The 24,960-nt window shown below is 73.1% G+C and carries 26 protein-coding genes and 2 pseudogenes; 13 read left to right on the top strand and 15 right to left on the bottom strand.

The genetic code is table 11. The features are described from left to right. Positions 1-120: 120 nt before the first annotated feature. Positions 121-621, top strand: coding sequence for a tetratricopeptide repeat protein (locus EDD93_RS31470; protein WP_123528941.1), 501 nt, complete (start codon positions 121-123; stop codon positions 619-621). A 14-nt stretch (positions 622-635) separates the two neighbouring features. Here EDD93_RS31470 and EDD93_RS31465 read toward each other — a convergent pair whose 3' ends face one another. Both EDD93_RS31465 and EDD93_RS31460 read right to left on the bottom strand, forming a co-directional pair. Then, a complete protein-coding gene (locus EDD93_RS31465) occupies positions 636-1,667 on the bottom strand; it encodes a glutathione S-transferase family protein (protein WP_123528939.1) in 1,032 nt (343 codons plus the stop codon). A gap of 78 nt (positions 1,668-1,745) precedes the next feature. Next, positions 1,746-3,227, bottom strand: a complete 1,482-nt coding sequence (locus EDD93_RS31460) for an MFS transporter (RefSeq protein ID WP_123528937.1) — start codon at positions 3,225-3,227, stop codon at positions 1,746-1,748. Between the two features lie 229 nt (positions 3,228-3,456). On the opposite strand from EDD93_RS31460, the gene EDD93_RS31455 reads away from it, so the two are divergent. From EDD93_RS31455 to EDD93_RS31435, 5 genes are all read left to right on the top strand, one after another. After that, positions 3,457-3,852, top strand: a complete 396-nt coding sequence (locus EDD93_RS31455) for a molybdopterin-binding protein (RefSeq protein ID WP_123528936.1) — start codon at positions 3,457-3,459, stop codon at positions 3,850-3,852. A 224-nt stretch (positions 3,853-4,076) separates the two neighbouring features. Then, entirely contained in the window at positions 4,077-5,063 is a 987-nt protein-coding gene (gene dhaK, locus EDD93_RS31450) for a dihydroxyacetone kinase subunit DhaK (protein ID WP_185092579.1), read from the top strand. Positions 5,064-5,122: 59 nt separating this feature from the next. Beyond that, positions 5,123-5,737, top strand: a complete 615-nt coding sequence (dhaL, locus tag EDD93_RS31445; protein ID WP_123528932.1) for a dihydroxyacetone kinase subunit DhaL — start codon at positions 5,123-5,125, stop codon at positions 5,735-5,737. After that, positions 5,734-6,144, top strand: coding sequence for a PTS-dependent dihydroxyacetone kinase phosphotransferase subunit DhaM (locus EDD93_RS31440; protein WP_123528930.1), 411 nt, complete (start codon positions 5,734-5,736; stop codon positions 6,142-6,144). Before dhaL ends, EDD93_RS31440 begins: the two co-directional genes overlap by 4 nt. 55 nt (positions 6,145-6,199) lie before the next feature. Further along, complete coding sequence (locus tag EDD93_RS31435; protein WP_123528928.1) at positions 6,200-6,706, top strand: NUDIX domain-containing protein; 507 nt, start codon at positions 6,200-6,202, stop codon at positions 6,704-6,706. 54 nt (positions 6,707-6,760) lie between these two features. Here the strand turns inward: EDD93_RS31435 and EDD93_RS40860 are convergent. The 4 genes and pseudogenes from EDD93_RS40860 to EDD93_RS31420 form a co-directional block, all read right to left on the bottom strand. Beyond that, a pseudogene (locus EDD93_RS40860) lies at positions 6,761-7,198 on the bottom strand (ATP-binding cassette domain-containing protein); the annotation flags it as partial. 162 nt (positions 7,199-7,360) lie between these two features. Continuing rightward, positions 7,361-8,417 (bottom strand): annotated as a pseudogene (locus EDD93_RS40855) (ATP-binding cassette domain-containing protein); the annotation flags it as partial. A 271-nt stretch (positions 8,418-8,688) separates the two neighbouring features. Then, positions 8,689-9,627, bottom strand: coding sequence for a M56 family metallopeptidase (locus EDD93_RS31425; protein ID WP_123528927.1), 939 nt, complete (start codon positions 9,625-9,627; stop codon positions 8,689-8,691). Further along, entirely contained in the window at positions 9,624-9,980 is a 357-nt protein-coding gene (locus EDD93_RS31420) for a BlaI/MecI/CopY family transcriptional regulator (protein ID WP_260256041.1), read from the bottom strand. The genes EDD93_RS31425 and EDD93_RS31420 overlap by 4 nt, the downstream gene beginning before the upstream one ends. Before the next feature lie 267 nt (positions 9,981-10,247). Here EDD93_RS31420 and EDD93_RS31415 point away from each other — a divergent pair, with 267 nt between their 5' ends. Then, positions 10,248-10,892 (top strand): DedA family protein, encoded by a 645-nt coding sequence (locus tag EDD93_RS31415; protein WP_123529486.1) that lies wholly within the window; start codon positions 10,248-10,250, stop codon positions 10,890-10,892. Further along, positions 10,892-11,494, top strand: a complete 603-nt coding sequence (locus EDD93_RS31410) for a phosphatase PAP2 family protein (RefSeq protein WP_123528922.1) — start codon at positions 10,892-10,894, stop codon at positions 11,492-11,494. The genes EDD93_RS31415 and EDD93_RS31410 overlap by 1 nt, the downstream gene beginning before the upstream one ends. Before the next feature lie 37 nt (positions 11,495-11,531). On the opposite strand, the gene EDD93_RS31405 is transcribed toward EDD93_RS31410, so the two are convergent. From EDD93_RS31405 to EDD93_RS31375, 7 genes are all read right to left on the bottom strand, one after another. Beyond that, entirely contained in the window at positions 11,532-11,852 is a 321-nt protein-coding gene (locus EDD93_RS31405; protein WP_123528920.1) for a DUF6191 domain-containing protein, read from the bottom strand. A 109-nt stretch (positions 11,853-11,961) separates the two neighbouring features. Then, positions 11,962-13,002 carry an NAD(P)-dependent alcohol dehydrogenase gene (locus tag EDD93_RS31400; RefSeq protein ID WP_123528918.1) on the bottom strand — a complete coding sequence of 347 codons (1,041 nt, stop codon included), beginning with the start codon at positions 13,000-13,002 and terminating at the stop codon, positions 11,962-11,964. Between the two features lie 58 nt (positions 13,003-13,060). Further along, positions 13,061-13,834 (bottom strand): SDR family NAD(P)-dependent oxidoreductase, encoded by a 774-nt coding sequence (locus EDD93_RS31395; RefSeq protein WP_123528916.1) that lies wholly within the window; start codon positions 13,832-13,834, stop codon positions 13,061-13,063. Then, the gene (locus EDD93_RS31390) at positions 13,831-14,502 is read right to left on the bottom strand and encodes a TetR family transcriptional regulator (RefSeq protein ID WP_123528914.1); all 672 of its coding nucleotides are present in this window, start codon (positions 14,500-14,502) and stop codon (positions 13,831-13,833) included. Before EDD93_RS31390 ends, EDD93_RS31395 begins: the two co-directional genes overlap by 4 nt. 196 nt (positions 14,503-14,698) lie before the next feature. Beyond that, entirely contained in the window at positions 14,699-15,916 is a 1,218-nt protein-coding gene (locus EDD93_RS31385) for a PP2C family protein-serine/threonine phosphatase (RefSeq protein ID WP_398905700.1), read from the bottom strand. 258 nt (positions 15,917-16,174) lie between these two features. Then, positions 16,175-16,930 (bottom strand): GNAT family N-acetyltransferase, encoded by a 756-nt coding sequence (locus EDD93_RS31380; protein ID WP_123528910.1) that lies wholly within the window; start codon positions 16,928-16,930, stop codon positions 16,175-16,177. Beyond that, a complete protein-coding gene (locus tag EDD93_RS31375; protein ID WP_123528908.1) occupies positions 16,927-17,847 on the bottom strand; it encodes an NADP-dependent oxidoreductase in 921 nt (306 codons plus the stop codon). The genes EDD93_RS31380 and EDD93_RS31375 overlap by 4 nt, the downstream gene beginning before the upstream one ends. A gap of 522 nt (positions 17,848-18,369) precedes the next feature. Here EDD93_RS31375 and EDD93_RS31370 point away from each other — a divergent pair. From EDD93_RS31370 to EDD93_RS31350, 5 genes are all read left to right on the top strand, one after another. After that, the gene (locus tag EDD93_RS31370) at positions 18,370-19,362 is read left to right on the top strand and encodes an RNA polymerase sigma factor SigF (protein ID WP_123528906.1); all 993 of its coding nucleotides are present in this window, start codon (positions 18,370-18,372) and stop codon (positions 19,360-19,362) included. 114 nt (positions 19,363-19,476) lie between these two features. After that, complete coding sequence (locus tag EDD93_RS31365; protein WP_123528904.1) at positions 19,477-20,367, top strand: TetR/AcrR family transcriptional regulator; 891 nt, start codon at positions 19,477-19,479, stop codon at positions 20,365-20,367. Between the two features lie 124 nt (positions 20,368-20,491). Beyond that, on the top strand, positions 20,492-21,385 hold the full coding sequence (locus EDD93_RS31360; RefSeq protein ID WP_123528903.1) for a 3-keto-5-aminohexanoate cleavage protein: 894 nt from the start codon (positions 20,492-20,494) through the stop codon (positions 21,383-21,385). A 60-nt stretch (positions 21,386-21,445) separates the two neighbouring features. Beyond that, positions 21,446-22,510 carry a 3-hydroxyacyl-CoA dehydrogenase NAD-binding domain-containing protein gene (locus EDD93_RS31355; protein ID WP_123528901.1) on the top strand — a complete coding sequence of 355 codons (1,065 nt, stop codon included), beginning with the start codon at positions 21,446-21,448 and terminating at the stop codon, positions 22,508-22,510. After that, positions 22,507-23,004: a thioesterase family protein gene (locus EDD93_RS31350; RefSeq protein ID WP_123528899.1), complete on the top strand. Its 498-nt coding sequence runs from the start codon at positions 22,507-22,509 to the stop codon at positions 23,002-23,004. Before EDD93_RS31355 ends, EDD93_RS31350 begins: the two co-directional genes overlap by 4 nt. 269 nt (positions 23,005-23,273) lie before the next feature. Here the strand turns inward: EDD93_RS31350 and EDD93_RS31345 are convergent, their stop codons facing one another. Together EDD93_RS31345 and EDD93_RS31340 are read right to left on the bottom strand one after the other, a co-directional pair. After that, the gene (locus tag EDD93_RS31345) at positions 23,274-24,170 is read right to left on the bottom strand and encodes an NAD(P)-dependent oxidoreductase (RefSeq protein WP_260256011.1); all 897 of its coding nucleotides are present in this window, start codon (positions 24,168-24,170) and stop codon (positions 23,274-23,276) included. Positions 24,171-24,226: 56 nt separating this feature from the next. Beyond that, on the bottom strand, positions 24,227-24,829 hold the full coding sequence (locus EDD93_RS31340; protein ID WP_260256010.1) for an adenosylcobinamide amidohydrolase: 603 nt from the start codon (positions 24,827-24,829) through the stop codon (positions 24,227-24,229). Between the last annotated feature and the right edge of the window lie 131 nt (positions 24,830-24,960).

Below are 24,960 nucleotides of genomic sequence, written 5' to 3'. Positions count from 1 at the left end.
GCCTCGACAGGGCCCTGCCCCCACGGGCCGGAACCCGCCCTGCCGCCGCGCGGAGGCGTTCGCGGCCGTGCCGCGCAATTGGTTTGCCGTATCCCCGCGGCCCTGGCAGCGTGCCGAAGCATGAGTCCGGAAATCGAACAAGACGAGCCGCTGACGCTGGCGGTACGGCTGCGCGAGCAGAAGAGCCCGCAGGCGCACGAGCGCCTGGTGGCGCTGGCCGAGCGGTTTCCTGAGGACGCCGCAATCGCCTATCAGGCCGCCTGGTCGCACGACTCGCTCGGCCTGGAGGCAGCGGCCGTGCCGTTCTACGAGCGGGCGCTGAAGGGTCCGGGGCTGCCGGCCGAGGACCGTCACGGAGCCTTCCTCGGCCTCGGCAGCACGCTGCGGGTGCTCGGCCGCTACGAGGCCGCGCGCGAGGTGTTCCACCGCGCGCTGGCGGAGTTCGCGGACGACGCCTCGCTGCTGACCTTCCTGGCGATGACGCTGTACAACCTCGGTGACTCCCGCGAGGCCGTGCGGACGCTGCTCAGGGTCACGGCGGCCACCAGCGCGGACGGCCGGGTGCGCTCCTACCGCCCCGCGATCGAGTACTACGCCGACCGCCTGGACGAGACGGAGTAACGGGGCGGCGCCGCTCAGGGCCGCCCCTGCTCCGGGATCTCCTCGCCGGCCGGCACCGGCCCCGGCGGGGTGCCGTCACCGAAGGGGCGGCCGCCCAGCTCCTCGCGGTCGTGCGGGGTGAGCCAGCCCGACAGGCGGGGTCCCACGGGCACGATGCCCGTGGGGTTGATGCCGGTGTGGACCCGGTAGTAGTGCTGCTTGATGTGGTGGAAGTCGACCGTGTCGCCGAAGCCGGGTGTCTGGTACAGGTCCCTGGCATACGCCCACAGCACCGGGTCCTCGGTCAGTTTCGAGCGGTTGCACTTGAAGTGCCCGTGGTAGACGGCGTCGAAGCGCACGAGCGTGGTGAAGAGCCGGATGTCCGCCTCGGTAATCGTGTCGCCGACGAGGTAGCGCCGGTCCGCCAGGCGCTGCGACACCAGGTCCAGGCGGCGGAACACATCCGCGTACGCGGCCTCGTACTCGCTCTGTCCGGCCGCGAAACCGGCCCGGTACACACCGTTGTTCACATCGCGGTAGACGCCCTCCATGACCTCGTCGATCTCCTCGCGCAGCGGCTCGGGATAGAGGTCGGGCGCCCCGGGGCGGTGCAGCGCGGTCCATTCGGTGGCGAAGTCCAGGGTGATGCGCTGGTAGTCGTTGGTGACGAGTTCGCCGCTGGGGATGTCGACGACGGCGGGGACGCTGACGCCGCCGGGGTATCCGCTCTCCCGCGCGTCGTACGCCTCGCTGAGGTACTTGATGCCGAGCACGGGGTCCCGGTCTCCCTCGTCCAGCGTGAAGCGCCAGCTCCGGTCGTCCTGGATCGGATCGGTGACGGCGAGCGAGAGTGCGCCCTCCAGCCCGAGCAGGCGGCGGGAGACCAGGGCGCGGCTCGCCCAGGGGCAGGCGCGGCTGACGACCAGCCGGTAGCGGCCCGCCTCGACGGGCCAGCCGTCCCGGCCGTCGGCGGTGATCCGGTCGGCGAAGTGGCTGGTGGAGCGCTTGAAGGGCTTGTGCCCGTACTCCGTGTTGCCGTCCGGTTCGGTGCTGGCGGGATCATTCATGGCGTCTCTCCCTGGGGCAGGGCCTGAGGCCTGGCGGATCGGGCCGGGGTCACGGTTGCGATCGTAGCGACTGGCGCCTCATCGGGCGGTGGACTGCCGGGTACGGCCTCTCCCCCGCCATGTGCCGCCCACGTCGGCCAGGGCCACGATCAGCCCGGCCACCACGAAGGCCACGGAGACGACCAGCCCCCGGTCGTACGCGCTGGACCAGCCGGCGGAGCCCATCTGGGCGAAGAAGACCGAGCCGACGGCGGCGATCCCGATCGCCGAACCGACGCGCTGGCCGGTCTGGAGGGTGCCGCCGGCGCTCCCCGCGGTGGCCACCGGCACCTGGGACAGGGTCAGGGTCTGGTTGGGCGCGATGACGAGGCCGCTGCCCAGGCCGGCCAGCAGCAGCGGGGCGGCCATCGCCCAGCCCGCGCCCCGGCCCGGCACCAGGTGGACGGCGAGCGCGGTGCCTCCGAGTCCGACGGCCACGGTCGCCATGCCGATGACGACGAGGGGGCGCCCGTACCGGCCGACCAGCCTGCCTCCGGGGCTCGCGGCGACGGCGGACCCGAGGGCGAAGGGGGTGATCGCGAGGCCTGCCATCAGGGCGGTGTAGTGCAGTCCGCTCTGGAGGTAGAGCGTGGTGATGAAGAAGATCGAGGTGAACCCCGCGAAGTACAGCAGGATCAGCAGACAGCCCAGCCAGTACGAGCGGACGCGGAAGAGGGCGAGGTTCACCACCGGCTGCGTGCCGCGCCTGGCGCACCGGGACTCCCAGCCGACGAAGGCGCCGAGCAGCACGGCGGCCACCGGCAGGAGGAGCCATTTCCCGTCGCCCGGCCACTGCCGCGCCTGGACGAACGGCAGCAGCAGCGCCAGCACTCCCGCGCCCAGCAGCAGCACTCCGACGGGGTCCAGGTCCCGCAGCCGCACAGGGCCGGCGGACGGGGTGTCCGGCAGCAGCCGGTGGGCCAGCAGCAGGCAGACGGCTCCGAGCGGCAGGTTCACGTAGAACACCCAGCGCCAGCCCTCCTCGGCGCCGGCCGCCTGGATCAGGAGTCCGCCCAGCAGCGGGCCGACGGCCGTGGAGATGCCGACCACGGTGCCGAACATCCCGAAGGCCCGGCCCCTCTCCCGTCCCGAGAACATCTGCTGGATGAGCGCGGAGATCTGGGGGGACACGAGCCCGCCCGCCAGTCCCTGGACCAGCCGGGCGACCACCAGCCAGAGGCTGGACTGGGCTGCTCCGCAGGCCGCGGACGACAGGGTGAACAGGGCCAGTCCGGCCATGAAGACCTGGCGGCGTCCGCGGGCGTCGCCCAGCCGTCCGGCGGGGATCAGGAACAGCCCGAAGGCGAGGGCGTAACCGGACAGCACCCACTGCAGGTCGGACTCCGGGGTGCGCAGACCCTCCCGGATGGACGGCAGCGCTACGTTGACGATCGACACGTCCAACAGGGTCATGAAGCCCGCGACCAGGCACACCGCGAGCGCCCGCCACCGCCGGGGGTCGGGGGCGTCCGGCCCGGCGGCGGACTCCGCGGACCCCCGGTTCGCCGCACTCTCTGCCATGGCTCGCACCCTAGGCCGCACGCCCCGATTCCTCATCCCGGCAGGGCCACCCGGCCGTGCGCCGCGCGCTAGATTGGCGCGGTCACCGGTATGCGGACGGGAGACGGAACGGGGCGGCCGGCCGCCGTGCGCAAGCAGCTACGGGAGCGCGCACACCCCCTTCGCTTCTGCTACGGAATACTCAGAAAAAGCTTGCACTTGCAAGCGACACTCCCCTAAGGTGCGGCATATGCAGTCCTACACGATCGGGCAGGCCGCCCGCCTGCTGGGCGTCAGCCCGGACACCGCGCGGCGCTGGGCGGACGCCGGCCGCGTGGCGACCCACCGCGAGGAGGGCGGGCGCCGCCTCATCGACGGCCGGGACCTGGCCGCGTTCTCCGTCGAGGTCGCCCAGGGCGGCGCGGGCGAGGACGACGCGTCCTACACCTCGGCCCGCAACGCGTTTCCCGGCATCGTCACCGCCGTCAAGCTCGGCGACGTGGCGGCGCAGGTGGAGATCCAGGCCGGTCCGCACCGGCTCGTCTCACTGCTGACCCGTGAGGCGGTCGAGGAGCTCGGGCTCGAGGTGGGCATGCAGGCCACCGCGCGGGTGAAGTCGACCAGCGTGCACATCGACCGCACCTGACCCGGCGCGGGCGCCGGCCCCGCACCTCGTGACCGGGGTGGTCGCAGGAGCACCCCGGCGGGGACAGGCCGTCAGTAGACTCGGCAGCGAGTCGCCACCCGTCCCGCCGCGCCCGGCCGTCCAGGACCGTGCACCACCGGGATCAACGACTCAGCAAGCGGCCCCTGAGCTGCGAGAACCCGCTCGGGGCGCCACCTGGCTCTACTGGGAGGTCACCGTTGAAAATGCTGATCAACGTCCCCGAAACCGTGGTAGCGGACGCACTGCGCGGAATAGCGGCCGCCCATCCGGATCTGACCGTGGACGTCGAGAACCGTGTCGTCGTACGGCGCGACGCGCCCGTGGCCGGAAAGGCCGCCCTCGTCTCCGGCGGCGGGTCCGGGCACGAGCCGTTGCACGCCGGGTTCGTCGGCCCCGGGATGCTGTCGGCCGCCTGCGCCGGCGAGGTGTTCACATCCCCGGTCCCGGACCAGATGCTGCGGGCGGCCCTCGCCGTCGACAGCGGTGCGGGCGTGCTCTTCGTCGTCAAGAACTACACCGGTGACGTCCTCAACTTCGAGATGGCCGCCGAGCTCGCCGACGAGGAGGGTGTGCGGGTCGCCCAGGTCCTCGTCAACGACGACGTCGCGGTCACCGACAGTCTCTTCACGGCGGGGCGACGGGGCACGGGGGCGACCCTGTTCGTCGAGAAGATCGCCGGCGCGGCGGCCGAGGAGGGCGCCCCGCTGGACCGGGTGGCGGCGCTCGCGCGCCAGGTGAACGAGTCGTCGCGCAGTTTCGGGGTGGCTCTGACCTCGGTGACCACACCCGCCAAGGGCTCGCCCACCTTCGACCTGCCCGAGGGCGAACTCGAACTCGGGGTGGGCATCCACGGTGAACCCGGGCGCGAGCGGCGTCCGATGATGACGTCCCGGGAGATCGCGGACTTCGCGGTGGACGCGGTGCTGGAGGATCTGCGGCCGAACGGGCCGGTGATCGCGCTGGTCAACGGGATGGGGGCGACACCGCTGCTGGAGCTGTACGGGTTCAATGCCGAGGTCCAGCGGGTGCTGTCCGAACGGGGCGTGGTCGTGGCTCGTACGCTCGTGGGGAACTACGTGACCTCGCTGGACATGGCGGGCTGTTCGGTGACGCTCTGCGAGGTGGACGAGGAGTTGGTGCGGCTCTGGGACGCGCCGGTGGAGACTCCCGCACTGCGCTGGGGCCGTTGAACCCTCCCGCTGCGCCGTGCGGCGCACGCCGCCCCACTCGATGGACCCAAGGAGATCATGTGCTCGACACCGACTTCTTCCGCCGCTGGATGACCGCGACCGCCGCCGCCGTGGACCGCGAGGCCGCGTATCTGACCGACCTCGACTCGGCGATCGGGGACGCCGACCACGGCAGCAACCTCCAGCGCGGTTTCGCCGCGGTGACGGCGGCCCTGGAGAAGGATCCGCCGCAGACGCCGGGGGCCGTACTGATGCTCGCCGGGCGGCAGTTGATCTCGACCGTCGGAGGCGCGTCCGGCCCGCTGTACGGGACGCTGCTGCGGCGTACGGGCAAGGAGCTCGGTGAGGCCTCCGCCGTGACGCGCGACGAGCTGGCGCGGGCGCTCTCGGCGGGCGTGGCCGCGGTCGCCAAGCTGGGCGGGGCCGCGGCCGGGGACAAGACGATGCTCGACGCCCTGCTGCCGGCGGCCGAGGCGCTCGGGACGTCGTTCGAAGCGGCACTGGACGCGGCACGCACGGGCGCGCTGGCCACGGTGCCCCTGCAGGCGCGCAAGGGCCGGGCGAGCTATCTGGGCGAGCGGAGCATCGGCCATCAGGATCCGGGGGCCACGTCCGCCGCGCTGCTGATCGCCGCGCTGGCCGAGGCCGACGGTGCGGACGGGGGCGCCGCATGAGCGCGGACAAGCAGGTCGGGATCGTGCTCGTCTCGCACAGCGGACCGGTGGCCGAGGCGGTGGCCGCGCTGGCCAGGGGGCTCGCGGCCGGTGGCGCGACCGCGCCGGTGGCCGCCGCCGGCGGGACGCCTGCGGGCGGCCTCGGGACGAGCCCGGAGCTCATCGCGCAGGCGGCCAGATCGGTGGACTCAGGCGCGGGTGTCGCCGTCCTGGTCGACCTGGGCAGCGCGGTGCTCACGGTCAAGGCGATGCTGGCCGAGGGCGACGAACTCCCGGACGGCGCAAGGCTGGTGGATGCGCCGCTGGTGGAGGGCGCGGTGGCCGCCGTGGTCACCGCGTCCTCGGGCGGCGATCTGGACGCCGTGGCGGCCGCCGCGTCGGAGGCGTACAACTACCGCAAGGTGTAGGCCGGGCCGTCGTGTCGCCGGCCCGCCCCCGCGCCGCCCGCTCACACTTGACCGCATGTCACCCAACGAGCGGCGCAGCGCCGGGCTCCTCCTGTTCCGTACCACCGGTGAATCCGGTCTGGAAGTCCTCATCGGCCATATGGGCGGGCCGTTCTGGGCGGGCCGGGAGAGCGCGGCGTGGTCGGTGCCGAAGGGTGAGTACGGCCCCGGCGAGGAGGCGGCGGCCGCCGCGCGGCGGGAGTTCGGGGAGGAGTTCGGCCACCCGGCCCCGGACGGTGCGTGGCTGGCGCTGGGCGAATCCCGCCAGGCGGGCGGCAAGACCGTGACGGTGTGGGCGCTGGAGGCCGACCCCGATCCGGCGGCGGCCGTGCCGGGAACGTTCACGATGGAGTGGCCGAGGGGCTCCGGTGTGCGGCGGGAGTTCCCGGAGATCGACCGGTTCGCCTGGTGCACCGCGGAGGTCGCCACCGAGCGCCTCGTCAAGGGGCAGCGGGTCTTCCTGGACCGGCTGCGCGATGCGCTGGCAAAGGAGCGGGGGCCGTCCGTGCCCGACGTGTCCTGAGCCTTCGGGCCTCGGTGATCGGGACCGGGTGCGCCGTCGTCCGGCCGCCACGGGTCAGGGGCTGCCCGCCGGTGCGCCCTCGCGGAGTTCGAACCGGTCGCCGCTGAAGCGGCCGCGGAAGCTGCGGTCGTGCGAGACGACCACGACGGCTCCCGGGTACTGCGCCGGCGCCGTCTCCAGCTCCTCCACCAGGGCGAGGGCGAGGTGGTTCGTCGGCTCGTCGAGCACCAGCAGATCGGCCGGCCGGGTGACCAGCCGGGCCGGCGCCGGCCTGCGCTGCCGGCCGGCGGAGAGGTCGGCGACCGGAACGCTCAGGTCATCGGGACAGAACAGCCCGAGGGCGAGAAGCAGGCCGGTGTACTCGTCGGCGTGGCCGGGTCGTCCGGCCGCGAAGGTGGCCAGCAGCGTGCGGCGGGTGGGGCGGGCGGGGAGGTCCTGCGGGAGGTACCCGATCCGGGCCCGGCGGCGCACGGTGCCGGTGTCGGGGGCCAGGGTCTTTCGTTTGGATCAGGCCGGATCAGGGAGTGGTGTCCGGTGCGTGCGGCTGCAAGGCGGAGGAGGGAGTGAATGCGGAGCATTGGCGACCGACGACAACGCCGCAGATGCGCGTGCCGGACACCGCGAGCCCGGCATGATCCAAACGAGAGGCCCCAGATCTCCCGCCAGCAGCCTCAGCAGGGTCGACTTGCCCGCACCGTTGGGCCCGGTGACCAGCAGCCGTTGTCCGGCCGCCACCCGCAGTCCGGGCACGCGCAGCCGGTCGCCGACCGTGACGGAGTCGAGCTCCACCAGTGGGCCCCGCGGCAGCCGGCCCTCGGCGGCGAGGTCCAGCCGGGCAGTGAAGCGCAGCGGCCGGGGCGGGGCAGCAACCGGTTCCCTGCGCAGCGCGTCCAGCCGGGTCCTGGCGGCTCTGACCTGCCCGGACAGCTTGGCCTCGTGCGAACGGCGGTGCTTGCCGAAGCCCTCGCCCGGGTCCTTCCCGGCGCCGGCGACCCGGCGCCCGGTGGAGTTCACGAGCTCCTCGGTGCGGGCCAGTTCGTCCAGCCACTCCTGATGGTCCTGCGCCCAGCGGCGCCGGGCGGCCGCCCGCGCCGTGCGGTAGCCGTCCCAGCCGTCCCCGTAGGTGACGACGCTGCGCAGATCACGGTCCACCTCGGCGATGACGGTGGTGGTGCGTTCCAGGAATGCCCGGTCGTGGGTGATCACGACGGCGGTGCCGCGGTGGGCGCGCAGATGCTCCTCGAGCCAGGTGGTGGCCCGCAGGTCGAGGTGGTTGGTCGGCTCGTCGAGCAGCAGCAGTTCGGGACCGGACGCCAGCACGCAGGCGAGCGCCGGCCTGGACTGCTCTCCGCCGGAGAGCGTGCCGAGCGGGCGGTCCCTGGTGAGGTGCCCGAGCCCGTGCAGCGCCGCGTCGACCCGGGCGTCGGCCAGGTAGCCGCCGCGTTCCTCGTACTCGGTCAGCAGGTCTCCGTACGCGGCGAGCCGGGCGTCGGCCGCGGGGCCGGGCTCGGCGAGTACGGCCTCGGCGGTACGGCTCCGCCGCTCCAGCTCGCGGAGCGGCGGACAGTGCCGTGTCGACGGCGCATTGCACGGTGCGGGCGGGGTCCAGGGCGAGTGTCTGGGACAGGTAGCCGGCGCCGCCCGGGAAGCGGACGGTGATCTCGCCGCTGTCCGGTGTCTCGGCCCCGGCCAGCAGCCGCAGGAGCGCCGCGCTTGGGGGACATGGGTCGCTTTCCCTCGGATGACATGCCTCGGCGGCCCGTGAAACGGGCACGGCGGGCGGGGATGCCGAACGGGCGGAGGGGATGCCGTGCGGGGCGACACGCTCGGCGTCGCGCGGTGGCGTCCCTGCCCGGGATCAGCGGAAGAAGTAGTACGAGCCCATGGGTGTGCGTGTAGGTGTGGGGCGGGGGCTGTCAGGTCACTTTTCGCAGGGTCAGGCGCCGCTCAGGCCCTGTCGCGGGTCCCGTCCCCGGGCGGTACTACGGAGTCTCGCCCTGGGCGACCTCGATGCTGCTGTGCAGGTCGTGCGTCGCGTCGAGGGCGGCCGCTCCCGAGACGGCCAGGCAGGCGATCAGGGTCGCGGCGGCGGCTCGGCCGATGCGCGGGCGGGCGGCGGTCCGGCCCAGCAGCGCGGCGACCCGGCGCGGGACGGGCCCTGCCGCCGCGGCGAGCGCCGGTGCGGGGCGGGCCGCGGCGGGCCCTTTGGCCGTCCGTGCGGCCAGGGCGGCGCGCCCGATCGCACGGGCGGCGACTCCGCGGTCCCCGACGGCCTGGGCGGCGGCCTCGTCCGCGCAGCGCTCCAGCGCGTAGCCCATGGGCGCGCGCAGGGCACGCAGGGCCGGGTGGCAGCGGGCGGACAGCTCGGCGGCGACGAGGTACAGGTGGTGGCGCCCGGTGAGGTGGGCGCGCTCGTGGGCCAGGAGCGCGTCGCGTTCGGCGGGTTCCAGAGCGTGCAGCATGCCGGTGGTGACGACGATCCGGCCGGGGCTGCCGGGCCGTCCGGGCAGTGCGTAGGCGTCGGGCCGGGCGTCCCGGAGCACGGCGAGTTCGCTGTCGTCGCCGTGCTCGGGGCGGGCGGTCCGGTGGAGCTGGGCCCAGTGGCTGCGCGCGGCCCGGGTCATGGCAGCGGCGCAGCCCAGGAGCAGCGCGAGTGCGACGGCCGAGAGCGGGAGGGCGAGTGCCGGCTCGATGGCGGCGAGCGGGCGCACGAACTCGCCGGCGGCGGCGACGGCGGACAGCCGTCCTGCACCGGGCACCACCAGCAGCGCCAGCGCGGACAGGGTGAAGACGGCAAGGCCCGCGCCCGTGGCGGCGAGCAGCCGAACCGCGCGCTGCGGCGAGAGTGCGTCCGCGAGCCGGCGGGCCGCCGGAACGACGAGGAACGGCACCAGCAGCGGGATCCACACGGCGTAGATCATCCGGCGTCCCCGTCGAGCAGTTCGCGCAGCAGCCGCTCGTCCTCGTCGCTGAGCTGCGAGACGAACCGTGCCAGCACGGTGCCTCGGTCCTCGTCCTTGCGCAGTTCGCTGTGCATCCGGCGGGCGGTCAGCCCGGCCGCGTCCTCGGTGGGGGTGTAGGCGAATCCGCGTCCCGACCTGGTGCGGGCGACCGTGCCCTTCTCGTGCAGGCGGGACAGGATGGTGGTGACGGTGGTCCGTGCGAGTTCCGCCCCGATCGCGCCCTGCACCTGGCCTGCGGTGAGCGGGGTGCCGGCCGCCCAGAGGGCCGCCAGGATCGCGGATTCCAGTTCGCCGGACGGGCGCCGCTCCACCGGGGCCCCACCGGCCGCAGGTGTCTGCGGGGCGGGCTGCTGCCCGGCGGGGGGCGTCCTCCCCGCGTCCGGTCCTTCGTGCGGCCGGGAGGCGGATTCTCCGCCGGATATGCCGTTCACCTGTGGCATGGGAACTCTCCTCCCCCTTCGGGCGTCTACAGTGATGTAGACCGTCTACGTCACTGTAGTCAGTCCGGGTGTTCCACCGGGGCACCCGCTCACCATTATGGGAGACCCTCCACCGTGTCCGTACTCTCACTGGCGGCCATGCCGCAAGCGGTGAACCTGCTGGACGCCGGTTCGCTGCTCGGCACGTTCGGCGCGCTCGGCGTCGCCGTCGTGCTCTTCGCCGAGACGGGGCTGCTCGTCGGCTTCTTCCTGCCCGGCGATTCACTGCTGTTCACGGCCGGCCTGCTGAGCGTCTCCGGCACCCACGGCCCGGTCGAGCTGTCGCTGCCGCAGGTGCTGATCGCCGCGGTGGCCGGGGCGCTGCTCGGTGCGCAGACGGGCTACTGGCTCGGCCGCCGGGGCGGCCGGGCGCTGCTCGCCCGCAACCGCTCCGGACGGCTGCACGAGGGCGCCGACCGCGCGGCGGAGCTGCTCGGCAGATACGGGCACGCCCGCGCGATCGTGCTGGCCCGCTTCGTCCCCGTCGTGCGCACGGTGCTCAATCCGCTGGCCGGGGCGCTCGACGTCCCGGCCAGGGTGTTCACCCTGTGGCAGGTCGTCGGGGGCGTCGTCTGGACGGCCGGGCTGGTCCTTGCCGGATACGCACTGGGGTCCTCGGTACCGAACGTCGACCGCTACCTGCTGCCGATCGTCGCTCTCGTGGTCGTGGTCTCTCTCATCCCGCTCGCCGCCGAACTGCTCCGCTCCCGCAGGCGGAGCACTGCCGAAGGAGACAACAACTGATGCCGCTCGCCTCTGCGGCCACCTCGATCGACGGTGGGCTGTACACCTGGGTCACCGAGCTGGCCCAGCGCTCCCCCGCCGCCCTGGACTCCGCCGTCCGCCTGTGGTCGGACTACGGTCTCGCCCTGTTCGCGGTGCTCATGCTCGCGTCCTGGTGGCGCTCCCGGTCCGGGGATCCCACGCGTACCGCCAGGGCGCTCTGCGCCCCGCTCGTCGTGGTCGCCACGTATCTCGCCAACGACGTGGTGAAGTCCGCCTTTCACGAACAACGCCCCTGCAGAAGCCTGCATGTCGTGACGGTGGAGACCTGCCCGGCGCTGGGCGACTGGTCCTTCCCCAGCAATCACGCCGCCATCGCGGCGGCGGCCGCGATGGCGATCTGGCTGACCGACCGGCGGCTCGGAGCGGTCGCGGTACCGGCCGCGCTGCTGATGGCGGCATCCCGGGTGTGGATCGGCGCCCACTACCCGCACGATGTGCTGGTGGGGCTGCTGATCGGCGCGCTGGTCGCCTGGCCGCTGACGGTCGCGGCCGGGCGCTGCGCCCCGGTGGTGGTGCGGCTGCGTGACAGCCGGCTGCGTCCGCTGGTGGCGGTGCGATGAGGCCGCGATGCGAGGGGCGCCGGGTGGGCGGCAGTCCTCAGCCTTCGTTGCCGGGCATGCGGATGACGGCGAGGCCTCCGTCGAGGTCCACGGTGGAGCGGTGCGGCGGGGCGCCGTCCTCCTCGTCGTCGCGCAGGAGCAGGGCGCTCTGCCGCTCCTTGAGTTCGCTCTGCTTTCCGGGCGAGAAGGTCGCGTGCAACTGCTCGAAGCCGGTCGCCGACACCTGGCCCTGCCGGGCGCTGTTGCGCCACGGCAGCAGACCGGCCCGGCCCGCGCGCAGCATCAGCTGATCGAGGATGGCGACGGCGGTCAGCCCGATCACCAGTCCGGGCAGCGTCATCATCGCGGCGAATTCCATCCGGGCAGTATCCCTCGCGTGCGGCGCGGCGTGAAGCGCTCGCGCGTACGCCCCTGCGGGCCGCCGCTCGGTGCGACGGCCCGCAGGGGCGTTGGGCAGGGGCCCGGGGTCAGCCGTTGGGGAGGATGACGGCCCGGCCGCTGATCTTGCCGTCGTGCAGCCGTTCGTACGCGAGCGGCGCCTCGTCCAGCGAGTACGTCTCGACGTGCACCTCGACGGAACCGGCACGGGCGAGATCGAGCACCTCGGCCAGCTCCGAGCGCGATCCCCAGTACGGGGCGGTCACCGCGGTGTTGAACGGCAGGGAGCCGAAGCCCACCGGGAGCGCCCCGCCCCCGATGCCCACGATCGTGACGTCGGAGTCGACGGCGGCGGCGGCACCCGCCGTGGCCACGGTGGGCGGCGCCCCGACGAAGTCGAGGACGACCTGTGCGCCGATGCCGCCCGTCAGCTCGCGGATTCGCGCCGCGGCGTGCTCGTCGGACAGGACGGTCTCGTGCGCACCGACGGTGCGGGCGAGGGCGAGCTTGTCCTCCGTGACGTCCAGGGCGATGACCCGCACGGCCGTCATGGCGCGCAGCAGCTGGATGGCGACGTGGCCGAGTCCGCCGGTGCCGATGACGACGGCGGTCGCGCCGGGCACCAGCTTCGGCAGGGAGCGCTTGATCGCGTGGTACGGGGTGAGGCCCGCGTCGGTGAGCGGCACGGCCTGGACCGGGTCCAGGTCCCCCAGCGGCACCAGGTGGCGCGGGTCGTCGACGATCATGTACTCGGCCATGGCGCCGGGCGAGCCCAGCCCCGGCGGGTTGATGCCGAGCTCCTTGGCGCGCAGGCAGTAGTTCTCCTTGCCCTCGGCGCACTTGACGCACGTACCGCAGCCCCAGGGCCCGTAGACCGCCACGGACTCGCCCACGGTGAGTCCGGCGACGCCGTCGCCGAGTGCGGCCACGGTGCCCACGCCCTCATGCCCGAGGGTGAGTGGGAGATCGTAGGGGAACTGGTCAGCGGGCCAGCTCATCACGGCGATGTCCGAGTGGCAGACACCTGCGGCGGTGACCTTCAGCAGCACCTGCCCGGGGCCGGGTTCCGGGTCGGGCACGGTGACGACTTCCGGTGCGGCGCCGACGGTGCGGTACTGGACGGCTTTCATGGGGTCCTCCTTGACCTCTGCTGTTCCATTTCTCGCCCCCGAAGCCCCTGTGCGCCACTCAGGAGGCGGAGTATCCGCCGTCCACCAGGTGGTAGCTGCCGTGGATGAACGAGGCGCGGTCGGAGAGCAGGAAGGCGGCGAGCTCCGCCACCTCCTGCGCGGTGCCGAGGCGCCCGGCCGGGTGCAGCGAGATGAGGTGGTCGCGGGCGGGGCCGTCCGTGTTGCGCAGCAGCGGGGTGTCGATGAAGCCCGGTCCCACCGCGTTGACGCGGACGTTCTGCGCCGCGTACTCGAGTGCGGCCGTCTTGGTGAGGCCGACGACGCCGTGCTTGGCGGCGACGTAGGCGGGCGATCCGGCGAAGCCGTTGGTGCCGAGGATCGACGACATGTTGACGACGGCGCCACCGCCGGCCGCGACGATCGCGGGGAGTTCGTAGCGCATGGAGTAGAAGACGCCGCTGAGGTTGGTGGCGACGACCCGGTTCCAGTCCTCGACGGCGTATTCGCCGGTCGGGCTGCTCGGTCCGCCGATGCCCGCGTTGTTCACCGCGAGGTGCAGGGCTCCGAAGGTGTCGACGGCGAACCGCACGCCCGCCTCGACGGAGGCGGGGTCGGTGACGTCCATGGCGACGGCCGCGGCCTTGGCGCCGGCGTTCTCCAGTGCGGCGACCGCCTTGCGGGCGCTCTCCTCGTCGTAGTCGGCCACGACCACGGACGCGCCCGCGCCGGCCAGCCGGTGGGCGAGGGCCAGTCCGATGCCGGAGGCCCCTCCGGTGACGAGGGCGGTGCGTCCGGCGAATTCCTGCTCGGTGGTGGCGGGGATGGTGCTCATGATGTTCCGTTTCCTTCCGTGGTGCTGTGTGACGCCGGTCCGGCGGGGAGCTGTGCGAACAGCTCCGCCGAGAGGGCGTCGAATGCCTGCTCCACGAGCCGGGGCAGCTCGTCGGGGCAGTTGCCGCGTACCCAGGCCGCCTGGGCGGCGAGGAGCGCTCCCGCTCCGGCGGCGACCGTGACGGCGGGACGGATGTCCTGCCGCGGGTCGGTGCCCAGCCGCTGCGCGACGATGGCGACCGAGTCCTCCTGGGCGTCCACCCGGATGTGGTGGAACGCCGCGTAGAGGGTCGGCTCCCGCTCGGCGAGGACCAGCAGTTCGAAGATCCTCGGGCGGCGGTGCCAGGCCGCCGCCTCCGGGTCCTCCAGCCAGTCCAGGACGGCCCTGCGGTACGCGGTGAGCGGCGGTTCGCCTGCGGGACGAACCCGCAGGGCGTCGTTGATCCGGTCCCCGTCGCCCCGGACCGAGTCCAGTACGGCGGCTTCCTTGCTGGTGAAGTACCGGCTGAAGGTGCGGCGGTCGACGTCCGCGTGTTCCGCGATCTCCTCGACCGTCACTTCCCTCAGCCCCCGGTCGAGCACCAGCTCGAACGCGGCCTGGGCCAGTGTGTCCCGGGTCCGGCGGGCCTTGCGGCTCCGCCTCTCCGGGGTCTTCCGTTCCCGGTTCATAACTGCACCGTACACCTAATAATGTCCCGTTGCGACAAACGCCCCTTCGGGACATCCGAAGGGGCGGAAGGAGCGGAAAACGCTGTGGAGCCCGGGTCCACGGGTCCACGGGCCTACGGGCTCACGGCTGAGGGGCTGCGGGGCTGCGGGGCTGCGGGGCTGCGGGGCTGCGGGGCTGCGGGGCTGCGGGTGCGGCCTACCGTCCGCTGAACGCCTCCGCGGCCCGGCGTGCGTCGACTTCGGCGGTCACGGGACGGCTGCTGCTCTTGTCCGACGAGGCAACGCTCAGCGTGAGCGCCGCGATGTCGTCGCGCCGCACCCCGCCGGAGAAGACCTCCAGGTCCGCGTGGAGCGTGTCCAGCAGCTCACGGGGACCGAGCCGGGTCCAGTGGCTCAGGCGTGCGTCCAGCGGATAGAAGGCTCCCGAGGGGTCACGCGCCTCGGTCACTCCGTCGGTGAACATCAGGAGTGTTGCGCCGGGCGGGAAGTCCAGCCATTCCGCGACCCGCGCCTCGTTGCTCAGCTCCGCCATGCCCAGCGGCACCGACGTACGGCGCAGCGGAACGGCGGCCGCCACCCCCTCGTGCAGCATGCGGGGCGGCAGGTGGCCGCAGTTGACGGCCTGGACCCGGCCGGCCCCGTCGAGGCCGAGCACCAGTGCGGTGACGAAGCGCTCGGTCTCGCCGGTCTGGGCCGAGAAGGCGTTGTGGCGGGCGACCGCGTCCTCGACCGCGTCCACCACACCGGTCAGGCCGGGCTCACGGATGGCGGCCTCCCGGAACGCGCCGAGCGCGGCGAAGCCCACCCCGATGGCCGCGAGGCCCTTGCCCTGCACGTCGCCGATGATGACGCGGGTGCCGTACGGGGTCTGGATGATCTCGTAGATGTCGCCGCCGACCAGGTGGTCCTCCTCGATCGGCGCGTAGATGCCGTCCACGTGGACCTGGTCGGTCGCCACGGGCAGCGGGCGCAGGATCTGCCGCTGGAGGGCGACGGCCGCGGACCGCAGCCTGGCGATCTCGCTGACGTGCCGGATCCTGCGGGCGCAGACGCCGACGCCGAGCGCACAGGCCAGCACCGTGAAGCAGACGCCGCTCGCCATGTCCCAGAACGAGCCTCCCGACGCCAGCCGGGAGATCACGACGATGGGCATGATCCAGAGCGCTGCCGCGACGGTCTGCCGGACGGTGCAGAAGACCGAGACGAGTGCCGGAACGACGACCAGGAGGGGGATGAGCCGAAGGTCCTCACCGGTGGCGACGTCGAGCCACACCACGATCAGGGAGAGCAGGGCCAGACCGCCCATCAGGGCGGGGGTGCCGATCCGGGCCGCGACGGCAGCCCGCTCCCCGGCGTCTGGGGACGGCGGCTCCACGCTCCGCGCCATCGCCGGACGTCGCACCCCGATCGTCAAGGCCCTCTCCTCCCGCCGGCGCCGGGCAGGCCCCGGCAGTCCTCTCCAGTCCACCTGGACCGGGGCTTGGACGCAGGGGGCTTTCGGCCTTTTGAACCACGCCGAAGGTCACCGGTCACCGGTCGGCCGTGCTCTTCGGGCCGGAAGTCCCGGACGGACGTCCCGCCGCCCGGCACGTGTCCCGGCGCTCGGGCCGGAGGCTCGCGACGGGCGCCCCGCCCGGGGCGTCCGGATCACAGGCCGTGCGGCGTGCCCGGGTCAGCCGCGGACCGCCGCGTCGGCCGCCTCGCTCATGGCCGGCCGCGCCGCCCCGCCGTCGGGTACGAGCGCCGCCAGGAACGACGTACGCCGGCGGAGCCGGAATCCGAGGGATTCGTAGAGCCGCACGGCGTGGGTGTTGGCCGCCGCCGCGTGCAGGAACGGAGTCTCGCCGCGTTCCCGGATCTCGTGGGAGACGGCGAGCAGCAGCCGGGTGGCGAGCCCCTGCCCCCGTACCGACTCATCGGTGCAGACCGCGCTGATCTCACTCCAGCCGGGCGGGTGCAGCCGTTCCCCGGCCATCGCCACCAGCACCCCTTCGCGCCGGATCCCGAGATAGGTGCCGAGCTCGATGGTCCGGGGCATGAACGGTCCCGGCCGGGTGCGTTCCACCAGTTCGAGCATCTCGGGCACGTCGGCCGGCCCCAGCCGCACCGCCTCCGGGTCCGGGGCGGCGGCGACGCCCGTGTCGACGAGCTGGACGCCCTCGGCGTGGAAGGTCCGCTCCCAGTCGTCCGGGGGCGGCTCACGGAAGGCGGTGATGGTGACCGCTCCCCCCGGGCCGGCGAGCGCCGCGGCGTCGGCCCAGTCCGCGGGCCCCGGCCGGTCGGGCAGCGCGACCCAGGGGGTGACGTCGGCCGGGTAGCGCAGGACGCGGCCGCGGCGTTCGGCGAACCGGGCGTGCGGTCCGGTCAGCGACGCGCCGACCGGGTCGTCCAGCGGGTGCCCGCCGGACAGGGGCTGCTCCGCGCTCATGCGCTCACCTCGATCACTGTCTTTCCACGGGAGTGTCCGCTCTCCACGGCCCGCAGCGCTTCGCCCGCCGCGCTCAGCGGGTAGGTGCGGGTGACATGCGTCCGCAGGGCTCCGGCGACGACGAGGTCCGCGACCTCGCCGAGAACCGCCGAGGTGCGGGCGCGGACCACCGCCGCGCCGCCCAGCTCCACCGCGAGCGGCTTGTCGGCGGCGCTGATGAGGGCGGCCGGGTCGGCGAGCAGCGGGGCGACCTCTCTCAGCGTGTCGCCGCCGACCAGGTCGAAGACCGCGTCGATGCCGTCGGGGGCCGCGGCCCGTACCCGGCCGGCGAGCGAGGAGCCGGATGCGACGTGCACCGCGCCGAGCGATTCGACGAAGTCCTTCTTGGCCGCGCTCGCCACCGCGACGACCTTGACGCCCGCGTGGTGCGCGAGCTGGACCACGGCGTTCCCGACGCCGCCCCCGGCGCCGGTGACCAGCAGCGTCGAGCCGGGGGCGGGAGCGAGCTGGCGCACCCCGTCGTACGCGGTGGCCACCGCGACCGGCAGCGCCGCCGCGTCGGTGAAGGACAGCCCGGCCGGTTTGTGCGCGGTCACCGCGACGGGCAGCAGCGTGTACTCGGCGTAGCCGCCGGTCAGCGGGCTGCCGAACACCTCGTCGCCGGCCGCGAACCCCTCGGCGTCCGGGCCGGCCGCCACGACGACCCCGGCGGCCTCGCTGCCGAGGACGGTGGGGAACGGCTGCGGCTCGCTGCCGGGCCTGGTGTACCCCGTGCGCAGCTTCCAGTCGACCGGGTTGACGCCCGCCGCCCGTACGGCGACGAGCAGCTCCCCGGGACCGGGCACCGGAGCCTCCTGCTCGACGAGGGCCTCCACCTCCGGCCCGCCGTTGCGGGTGAACACGTACGCCTTCGGCATGAGCTCCCTCTCTCCAGCTTCTCTCGGCACCGGCCGCCCCGGACGGTGCCCCACAGCAGCAGGAAGTCCTTCCCGCGTGCGCGTATTCCCGGCGACGTGCGGGGTTCACGGAGCCGTGACACGCCGCTGCTGTCCGTGGGCTGACCGATTCCCGCCAGTCGGTCCGCGGCCGCCCGCCACTCCCCCGCCGCAGGTCATCCGCGCGACCTCAACCGTCGGCCGGAAACCGCGAGTCGGCCCACCGTCGATTTCAACTCAACTACCGCTGGATATGCGCCGGTCGGTGCCCATTGCGCCCGGGGCTGTGGCACTCTGGTGACGACCGCCCCACCGGGCTCCCCCGTACCGGTGGGGCGGTTCTGCTGCCGGATCCGTGTCCCTGCACAGATGTGACGAGGGATCACGTCGATTTTCGGCCATTGACCTGTTGTTGCCTGATCAGCTCTCAGTTACCCGCATGGGCGAGCTTTTCGCGGGCATACGCCTACACCTCATGGCCTACGACCAGGGGAGCGTGACGAGATGACGGCGCACACTGCGCGGAACGCCGGTACGGAGCGAGCGGAGAGTGCACGGTCGACGGCGGCGGTCTCCCACAGGACCGCCGCAGCGGACACGGCGGTCCTGCTGGAGACCGCCGACCCGACAGGCGTGACCGGCGGCACGGGCGCCGCGGACACCCGGGGGCCGGTGGACGAGCTTCCGTGGATCGAGGACGCCGGCAAGATCGCGCCCAAGGACGCACGGGCGCTGTCGAAGCTGTTCTTCGACCGGCTCCAGGTCCTGGAGGAGGGCACGGCCGCCCATCAGTACGCGCGCAACACGCTCATCGAGATGAACCTCTCGCTGGTCCGGTTCGCCGCGGGCCGGTTCCGCAACCGGGGCAGCGGCGACATGGAGGACATCGTCCAGGTCGGCACGATCGGGCTGATCAAGGCCATCGACCGGTTCGACCTGTCCCGCGAGGTCGAGTTCACCTCCTTCGCGGTCCCGTACATCGTCGGCGAGATCAAGCGGTTCTTCCGTGACACCACCTGGGCGGTCCATGTACCGCGCCGGCTCCAGGAACTGCGCGTCGACATCGCCAAGGCGAAGGAGTCCCTGGCCACGGAGCTCGACCGGGACCCCACGGTCCAGGAGCTGTCCGAACACCTCGGGATCACCGAGGAGCAGGTGACGGAGGGAATCGTCGCGGCCAACGGGTACACGGCGGGGTCCCTGGACATGCCGGCCGACGCGACGGACACCGGCCGCAACGGCACTCCGGGGCGCACCTTCGCCGACGCCCTGGGCGAGGCGGACCCCGCCATGGAGACGGTGGAGAACCTGCAGACGCTGGCGCCGCTGCTCGGGGATCTGGACGCGCGCGAGCACCGCATCATCGAGATGCGTTTCGGCCAGGAGCTGACCCAGTCGCAGATCGGCAGCGAACTCGGCATCTCGCAGATGCACGTCTCGCGCCTGATCAGCCGGATCCTCGGCAAGCTCCGGACCGGGATGCTCGTCGACGAATGAGCTGACCGATACAGCTGACTGATGCATCAGTCAGCACCTCAATGCTCATCCAAACAGGTCATTCACCCTGACTGATGTTGAGATCCTCTCAACACATGGGTAACGTGACCGACCATGCAGCACGACGAGGTGGCCGCACGGGTCCGACAGGTGATCCGGGATGCCGGAGTGAGTCAGCGCGAGTTCGCGCGGCGGATGGTCATCGATCCGTCGAAGCTCTCGCGCTCACTCGGCGGCACCCGCCGCTTCACCACCGCCGAACTGGCCCGGGTGGCCGACATCGCCGGGGTCGACGCCGGCTGGCTGCTCGGGACGCAGCCGGACCACGGGGCCGCGCCCGCACAGCAGACCGGGGCCCCGACGTCCGCCGCCCGCCCCCGGCGGGCCCGCAACGCCGCCGCCGGCCGACCGGCAGCGGACAACGGCAGACCGCTCCAGATCGTCCGGCAGACCGTCGAGCTGATCGCGGAGCACGGATTCCATTCCGTACGGGTCTCGGACATCGCGGAGGCCTGCGGGACCAGTACCGCCGCCATCCACTACCACTTCCCCGGACGTGACGAGCTGCTGGAGGCGGCGGCCCGCTGGTGCATGGACGAGGACACCGCCCGACGCGCGGCCGGGACAGCCGATACGGACCACGCCGGCGACGAACTCCGCCTGCTGATAGAGCTCCAGACCCCGTACACCCCCCAGCAGCGCCGCCAGTGGAGCGTCTGGCTCGACCTGTGGGCCGAGGCGGCGCGCTCCACCGCGGTCGGTGAGCTCCACGTGGAGTACTACCGGCAGTGGCGGGCCACGGTCGCGGAGGTGATCGGGCGCGGCGTCGCCCAGGGGGTCTTCCGGCCGGTCGATCCGGAGGCCGCCGCCCTCAGCCTCACCGCCCTCATCGACGGCCTGGCCTCCCAGGTGCTCGCGACGACGCCCGGGGAGCCGGGCACCGGCGCCGAAGACATGCACGGTGCGCTGCTCCGCTACGTGGACGCGACCCTGACCGCGGGCTGACCCGCCCCACGCACATACGCCCAACGGCGCCCGACCGCGACCCCTTCGGCTCACTCGAGCCGTTCAAGTCGTTCGGGTCAACAGAGCCACAACAAACCCCATCCGAATCAGGAGTCACTTCCGCATGCCCGTAAACCAGGACGTCATCATCACGTGTGCCCTCACCGGGGCCGGTGACACGGTCCGCAAGAGCCCTCATGTGCCCGTCACCCCCGAGCAGATCGCCCGTTCCGCCGTCGAGGCGGCCGGGGCAGGCGCCGCCGTCGTGCACATCCACGTCCGTGAGCCGGAGACCGGCGCACCGTCGCGCGATCCGCGTCTGTACCGGGAGGTCGTCGAGCGGATCAAGGAGACCGGGACCGATGTCGTCATCAATCTGACCGCCGGTATGGGCGGAGACCTGGTGATCGACCCCGAGGCCCCGCTGCGGCAGCTGCCGGGCACCGACCTGGTCGGCGGGCTCGAACGCCTCCCCCATGTCGAGGACCTGCTGCCGGACATCTGCACGCTCGACTGCGGCTCGCTGAACTTCGGTGACGGCAGCAACCTCTACGTCTCCACCCCCGACATGCTCAGGGCCGGCGCCCGCCGCATCCAGGAGCTGGGCGTACGCCCGGAGCTGGAGATCTTCGACACCGGGCAGCTGTGGTTCGCCAAGCAGCTCCTCGCCGAGGGGCTGCTCGACGCCCCGACCGTCTTCCAGCTCTGCATGGGCGTCCCGTGGGGCGCGCCCGCCGACCCCGGCGTGCTCCAGTCGATGGTGAACATGCTGCCCGAGGGCGCACAGTGGGCGAGCTTCGCGCTGGGCCGGATGCAGATGCCCTGGGTCGCTCAGTCGATCCTCCTCGGCGGCCATGTCCGGGTCGGTCTCGAGGACAACCTGTATCTCGGCAAGGGCGTCAAGGCGACCAACGCCCAGCTGGTGGAGCGCGCCGTACAGATCACCGAGTCGCTCGGCTCCCGGGTCGCCACCCCGGACGAGGCCCGGCAGCGGCTCGGGCTCAAGCCCCGGGGCTGAGGCCGCACCCCGGCCGCCGCCCGCCCCCCACTCGTTCCACCCGTTCTGGAGAACCGCACGATGAACGCCGTACAGCCCGCGCAGCCCGTACCGTCCGCACAGCCCGAACCGTCCGTTCGGCCCACGACGTCCGCTCGGCCCGCACCCACCGCCCCCGCGCCCTGCGCCCCCGAGGACGTACGCCGGGTGGCGTGCGTGGGTGCCGGAGTGATCGGGGGCGGCTGGGTCGCGCACTTCCTGGCCCGTGGCTACGACGTCACCGCCTGGGACCCGGCCCCCGACGCCGAGCAGAAGCTGCGCCGGCTGGTCGACGCCGCCTGGCCGGCCCTGGAGCAGCTCGGTCTCGCCGAAGGGGCGTCCCCGGACCGGCTCACGGTCATGGCCACGCTCGAAGAGGCGGTGTCCGACGCCCAGTTCGTCCAGGAGAGCGCTCCGGAGAAGCTGGAGCTCAAGCGGGATCTGCTGGCCCGCCTCGACGCCGCGACGCCCGAGGGCGTCGTGATCGCCTCGTCGACCTCCGGCTACCCGATGACCGACATGCAGACCCGGGCGGCCGACGCCGGACGGCTGGTCGTGGGGCATCCGTTCAACCCGCCGTACCTGATCCCGCTGGTCGAGGTGGTGGGCGGCGAGCTGACCGCGCCGTCCGCGGTCGGCTGGGCGTCCCGCTTCTACGAGGTCGCCGGCAAGTCCGTCATCACGATGGACCGCGAGGTCCCGGGCTTCATCGCGAACCGCCTCCAGGAGGCGCTGTGGCGCGAGGCGCTGCACATGGTCGCGAACGGTGAGGCGACGGTGGCGGAGATCGACGCCTCCATCACCAAGGGCCCCGGGCTGCGCTGGGCGTGCATGGGGCCGATGCTCACCTTCGCGCTCGCGGGCGGTGAGGGCGGCATGGCGCACATGCTGGATCACTTCGGCCCCTCGCTCAAGGCCCCGTGGACCCGGCTCGAAGCGCCCGAACTGGACCGGGAGCTGTACGACGCGGTGGTGCGCGGCTGCGACGAGGCGGCGGACGGCCGCAGCATCGCGGACCTCGTGGCCGAACGCGACCGGGGCGTCATCGAGGTCCTGCGCGCCACCGGCCGGCTCGGCGAGCGGCGCACCGAGGAGGCGGCCAAGTGACCGCGCTGCCGCTGCACCGGGAGACCGTGCGCCCGGAGTGGATCGACTACAACGGCCATATGAGCGAGGCGTTCTACGTACTCGTCTTCGGTTTCGCGACCGACCGGATGATGATCGAGACCGGTCTGAACTCCGAGTACCGGGAGCGCACCGGCTGTTCGCTGTACACGGTCGAGTCCCACATCCGGTATCTGCGCGACGTCTCCGAGGGCGACCGCCTCGCCGTCCGGACGCGGGTGCTGGGTGCCGACGCGAAGAAGACCCGGTTCGCCCACGAGATGTACGTGCTCGGGCCGGACGCACAGGACGACGCCGAACCGGGCCCGGACGCCGAGCCCGTGGCGACGACCGAACTGCTCGCTCTCCACGTGGACCAGCAGGCGGGCCGCACCGCGCCCTTCCCGGACCAGGTGCGCGAGTGCCTCGTCGCCCTCACGGAGAAGGCGCCCTCCTGGGCGGGCCGCTCGATCGTGGAGGTCCCCGCCCCACGCTGACCGGCGGCCGGATGCGGGACACCCCACGTCACCTGCCACGGTGAGCCGGAGCCCGGCTCCCGGCTCCCGCTTCGGCGCGGGCATGCCCTGCCGGGTGAGAATCCCGGCAGGGCATGCCCGCGCTCAAGTGCGGGGAGAACCTGGCCGCGCGTCAGTGGCCGGACGTGTGTCCGTACGTGCGCGACGGGCAGCTCGGGGCGGTCCTGCCCGAGTCCGTCAAGACGGTCACCGCGTTCAAGCAGCGACCCGCCTTCGGTGAACCCGCCGCCCTACTCCGGCGCCCGGCCCGCGTAGTAGGTGGCGATCATGTCCTCGGCGCCGTGCCCGGCCGTTTCGGCGCGCGCGAAGCGGACCGCGGAGGCGGCGGTCAGATCCAGCCGGACGCCCGACTGCTCGGCGGCGTCGAGGATGAGGCGGGTGTCCTTGAGGGCCGTGCTCAGTGAGACGCTCGGGGTGAGGTCACCGGACAGCACCGCGGCGGACTTGCTCTGCAGATAGCCGGAGTCGAGCGGGCCGCCCCGCACGGCGTCGAGGAACAGCTGCGGGTCGACTCCCAGCCCTTCGGCGAGGTTGAGGGTCTCCGCCACCGCGCCCACCATGTTCATCACCCACGTGTTGACCACGAGCTTCAGCCTGGAGGCGGCCCCCGGTTCCTCGGAGACCCAGACCGTGCGCTGTCCGATGGCGTCGAACACGGGGTCCGCCACGCCTCGCGCGGCGGACGGTCCGGAGACGAAGACGGTCAGCGCGCCCTGCTCCGCCGGCTGCCTGGTTCCGGAGACGGGTGCGTCGAGGAAGACGAGGCCCAGGTCCGCGGCGCGCTGGGCCAGTGCGACCGCGCCGTCCGGTCCGACCGTGGAACTCTGCAGCAGGACCTGGCCCCGGTGTGTGCCGTCGGACGCGGCGGTGAGTGCGGCGGCGACGGAGGTCGTGTCGTTGAGCGTGGTGAGGATGACGTCGGCGCCGCGTACGGCCTCCGCCGCAGTCTCGGTGACGGTGGCGCCGTCCGCCGTCAGGGGCTCCGCCCTGGCCTGTGTGCGGTTCCAGGCGCGGACCTCCAGCCCGGCCCGGATCATGCTGCGTGTCATGGCCGACCCCATGATCCCGGTGCCGAGGACGGCGACGACCGGCCGCTGCGAGGTCGCGCCGGCTGTTGCTGAATTCATGAGGGCCATTCCCTTCGTCGGCCGCGCCCGGAGCCCGCGCGCGGTTCTTCGGATGCTCAGGACTGCCGCAGCGCGCCTTCGAGTACGGAGGCGTGCACGGCCCTGGCCAGTCGCGCGCCCCAGCGCGAACGGGGCCCGGCGAACGGTTCGCCCGGTCCCCCGGCCGGTTCGGGCGACGCGACGCAGACTGAGTCGGTGGGGGTGCCGGAGCAGTCGAGTCCGGCGTCCAGGAGCGCCTGGACCTTGGCCTCGGTGGCGGTCGCGACGGCGTTGACGAGTGCGGCGTCGCCGAGCGGCACGGGGAGGACGACGACGATGTTGACCGTGCCGGGCCGCGGCGGCGCCCCGGTGTCCTCGGCCGGTGCCGCCGCCCAGCCGCGTACTCCCAGGCCGCAGGTGGCGGTGGCCGTCACCTCGCCGTCCACGGCGACCGTGTACGCGGTGACGTCGGCGGCCGTCATCAGTCCGGCGCCGGGCCCCGTGAGGTGTTCGGCCGAGGCGATCTCGGCGAGGTGCCGGTCCGGGTCGGTACGCGGGTAGCCGCCGGGCACCTGGGCATTGAGGATCCAGCCGCGCGGGCCGATGCCGCCGCCCAGCACGGCGCTGCTGCACACGCGCCAGCCGGGGCCCAGCCGCCACACCAGATGATGGAGGTGCACGCCGTCCTCGTGCCGGGCCAGCAGTTCGCCGCGCTGTACGGGAAGCCGGACGCGTACGGAACTGATGGGGCACCCCTGGTGGCGCGGCAGGACGGCGGTCGTCCTGTGGACCTATAGATCATATGCGCCGG

The sequence above is a fragment of the Streptomyces sp. 840.1 genome (assembly GCF_003751445.1).
Lineage (GTDB): Bacteria > Actinomycetota > Actinomycetes > Streptomycetales > Streptomycetaceae > Streptomyces.
This window is presented reverse-complemented; position numbering and strand designations above follow the sequence as displayed.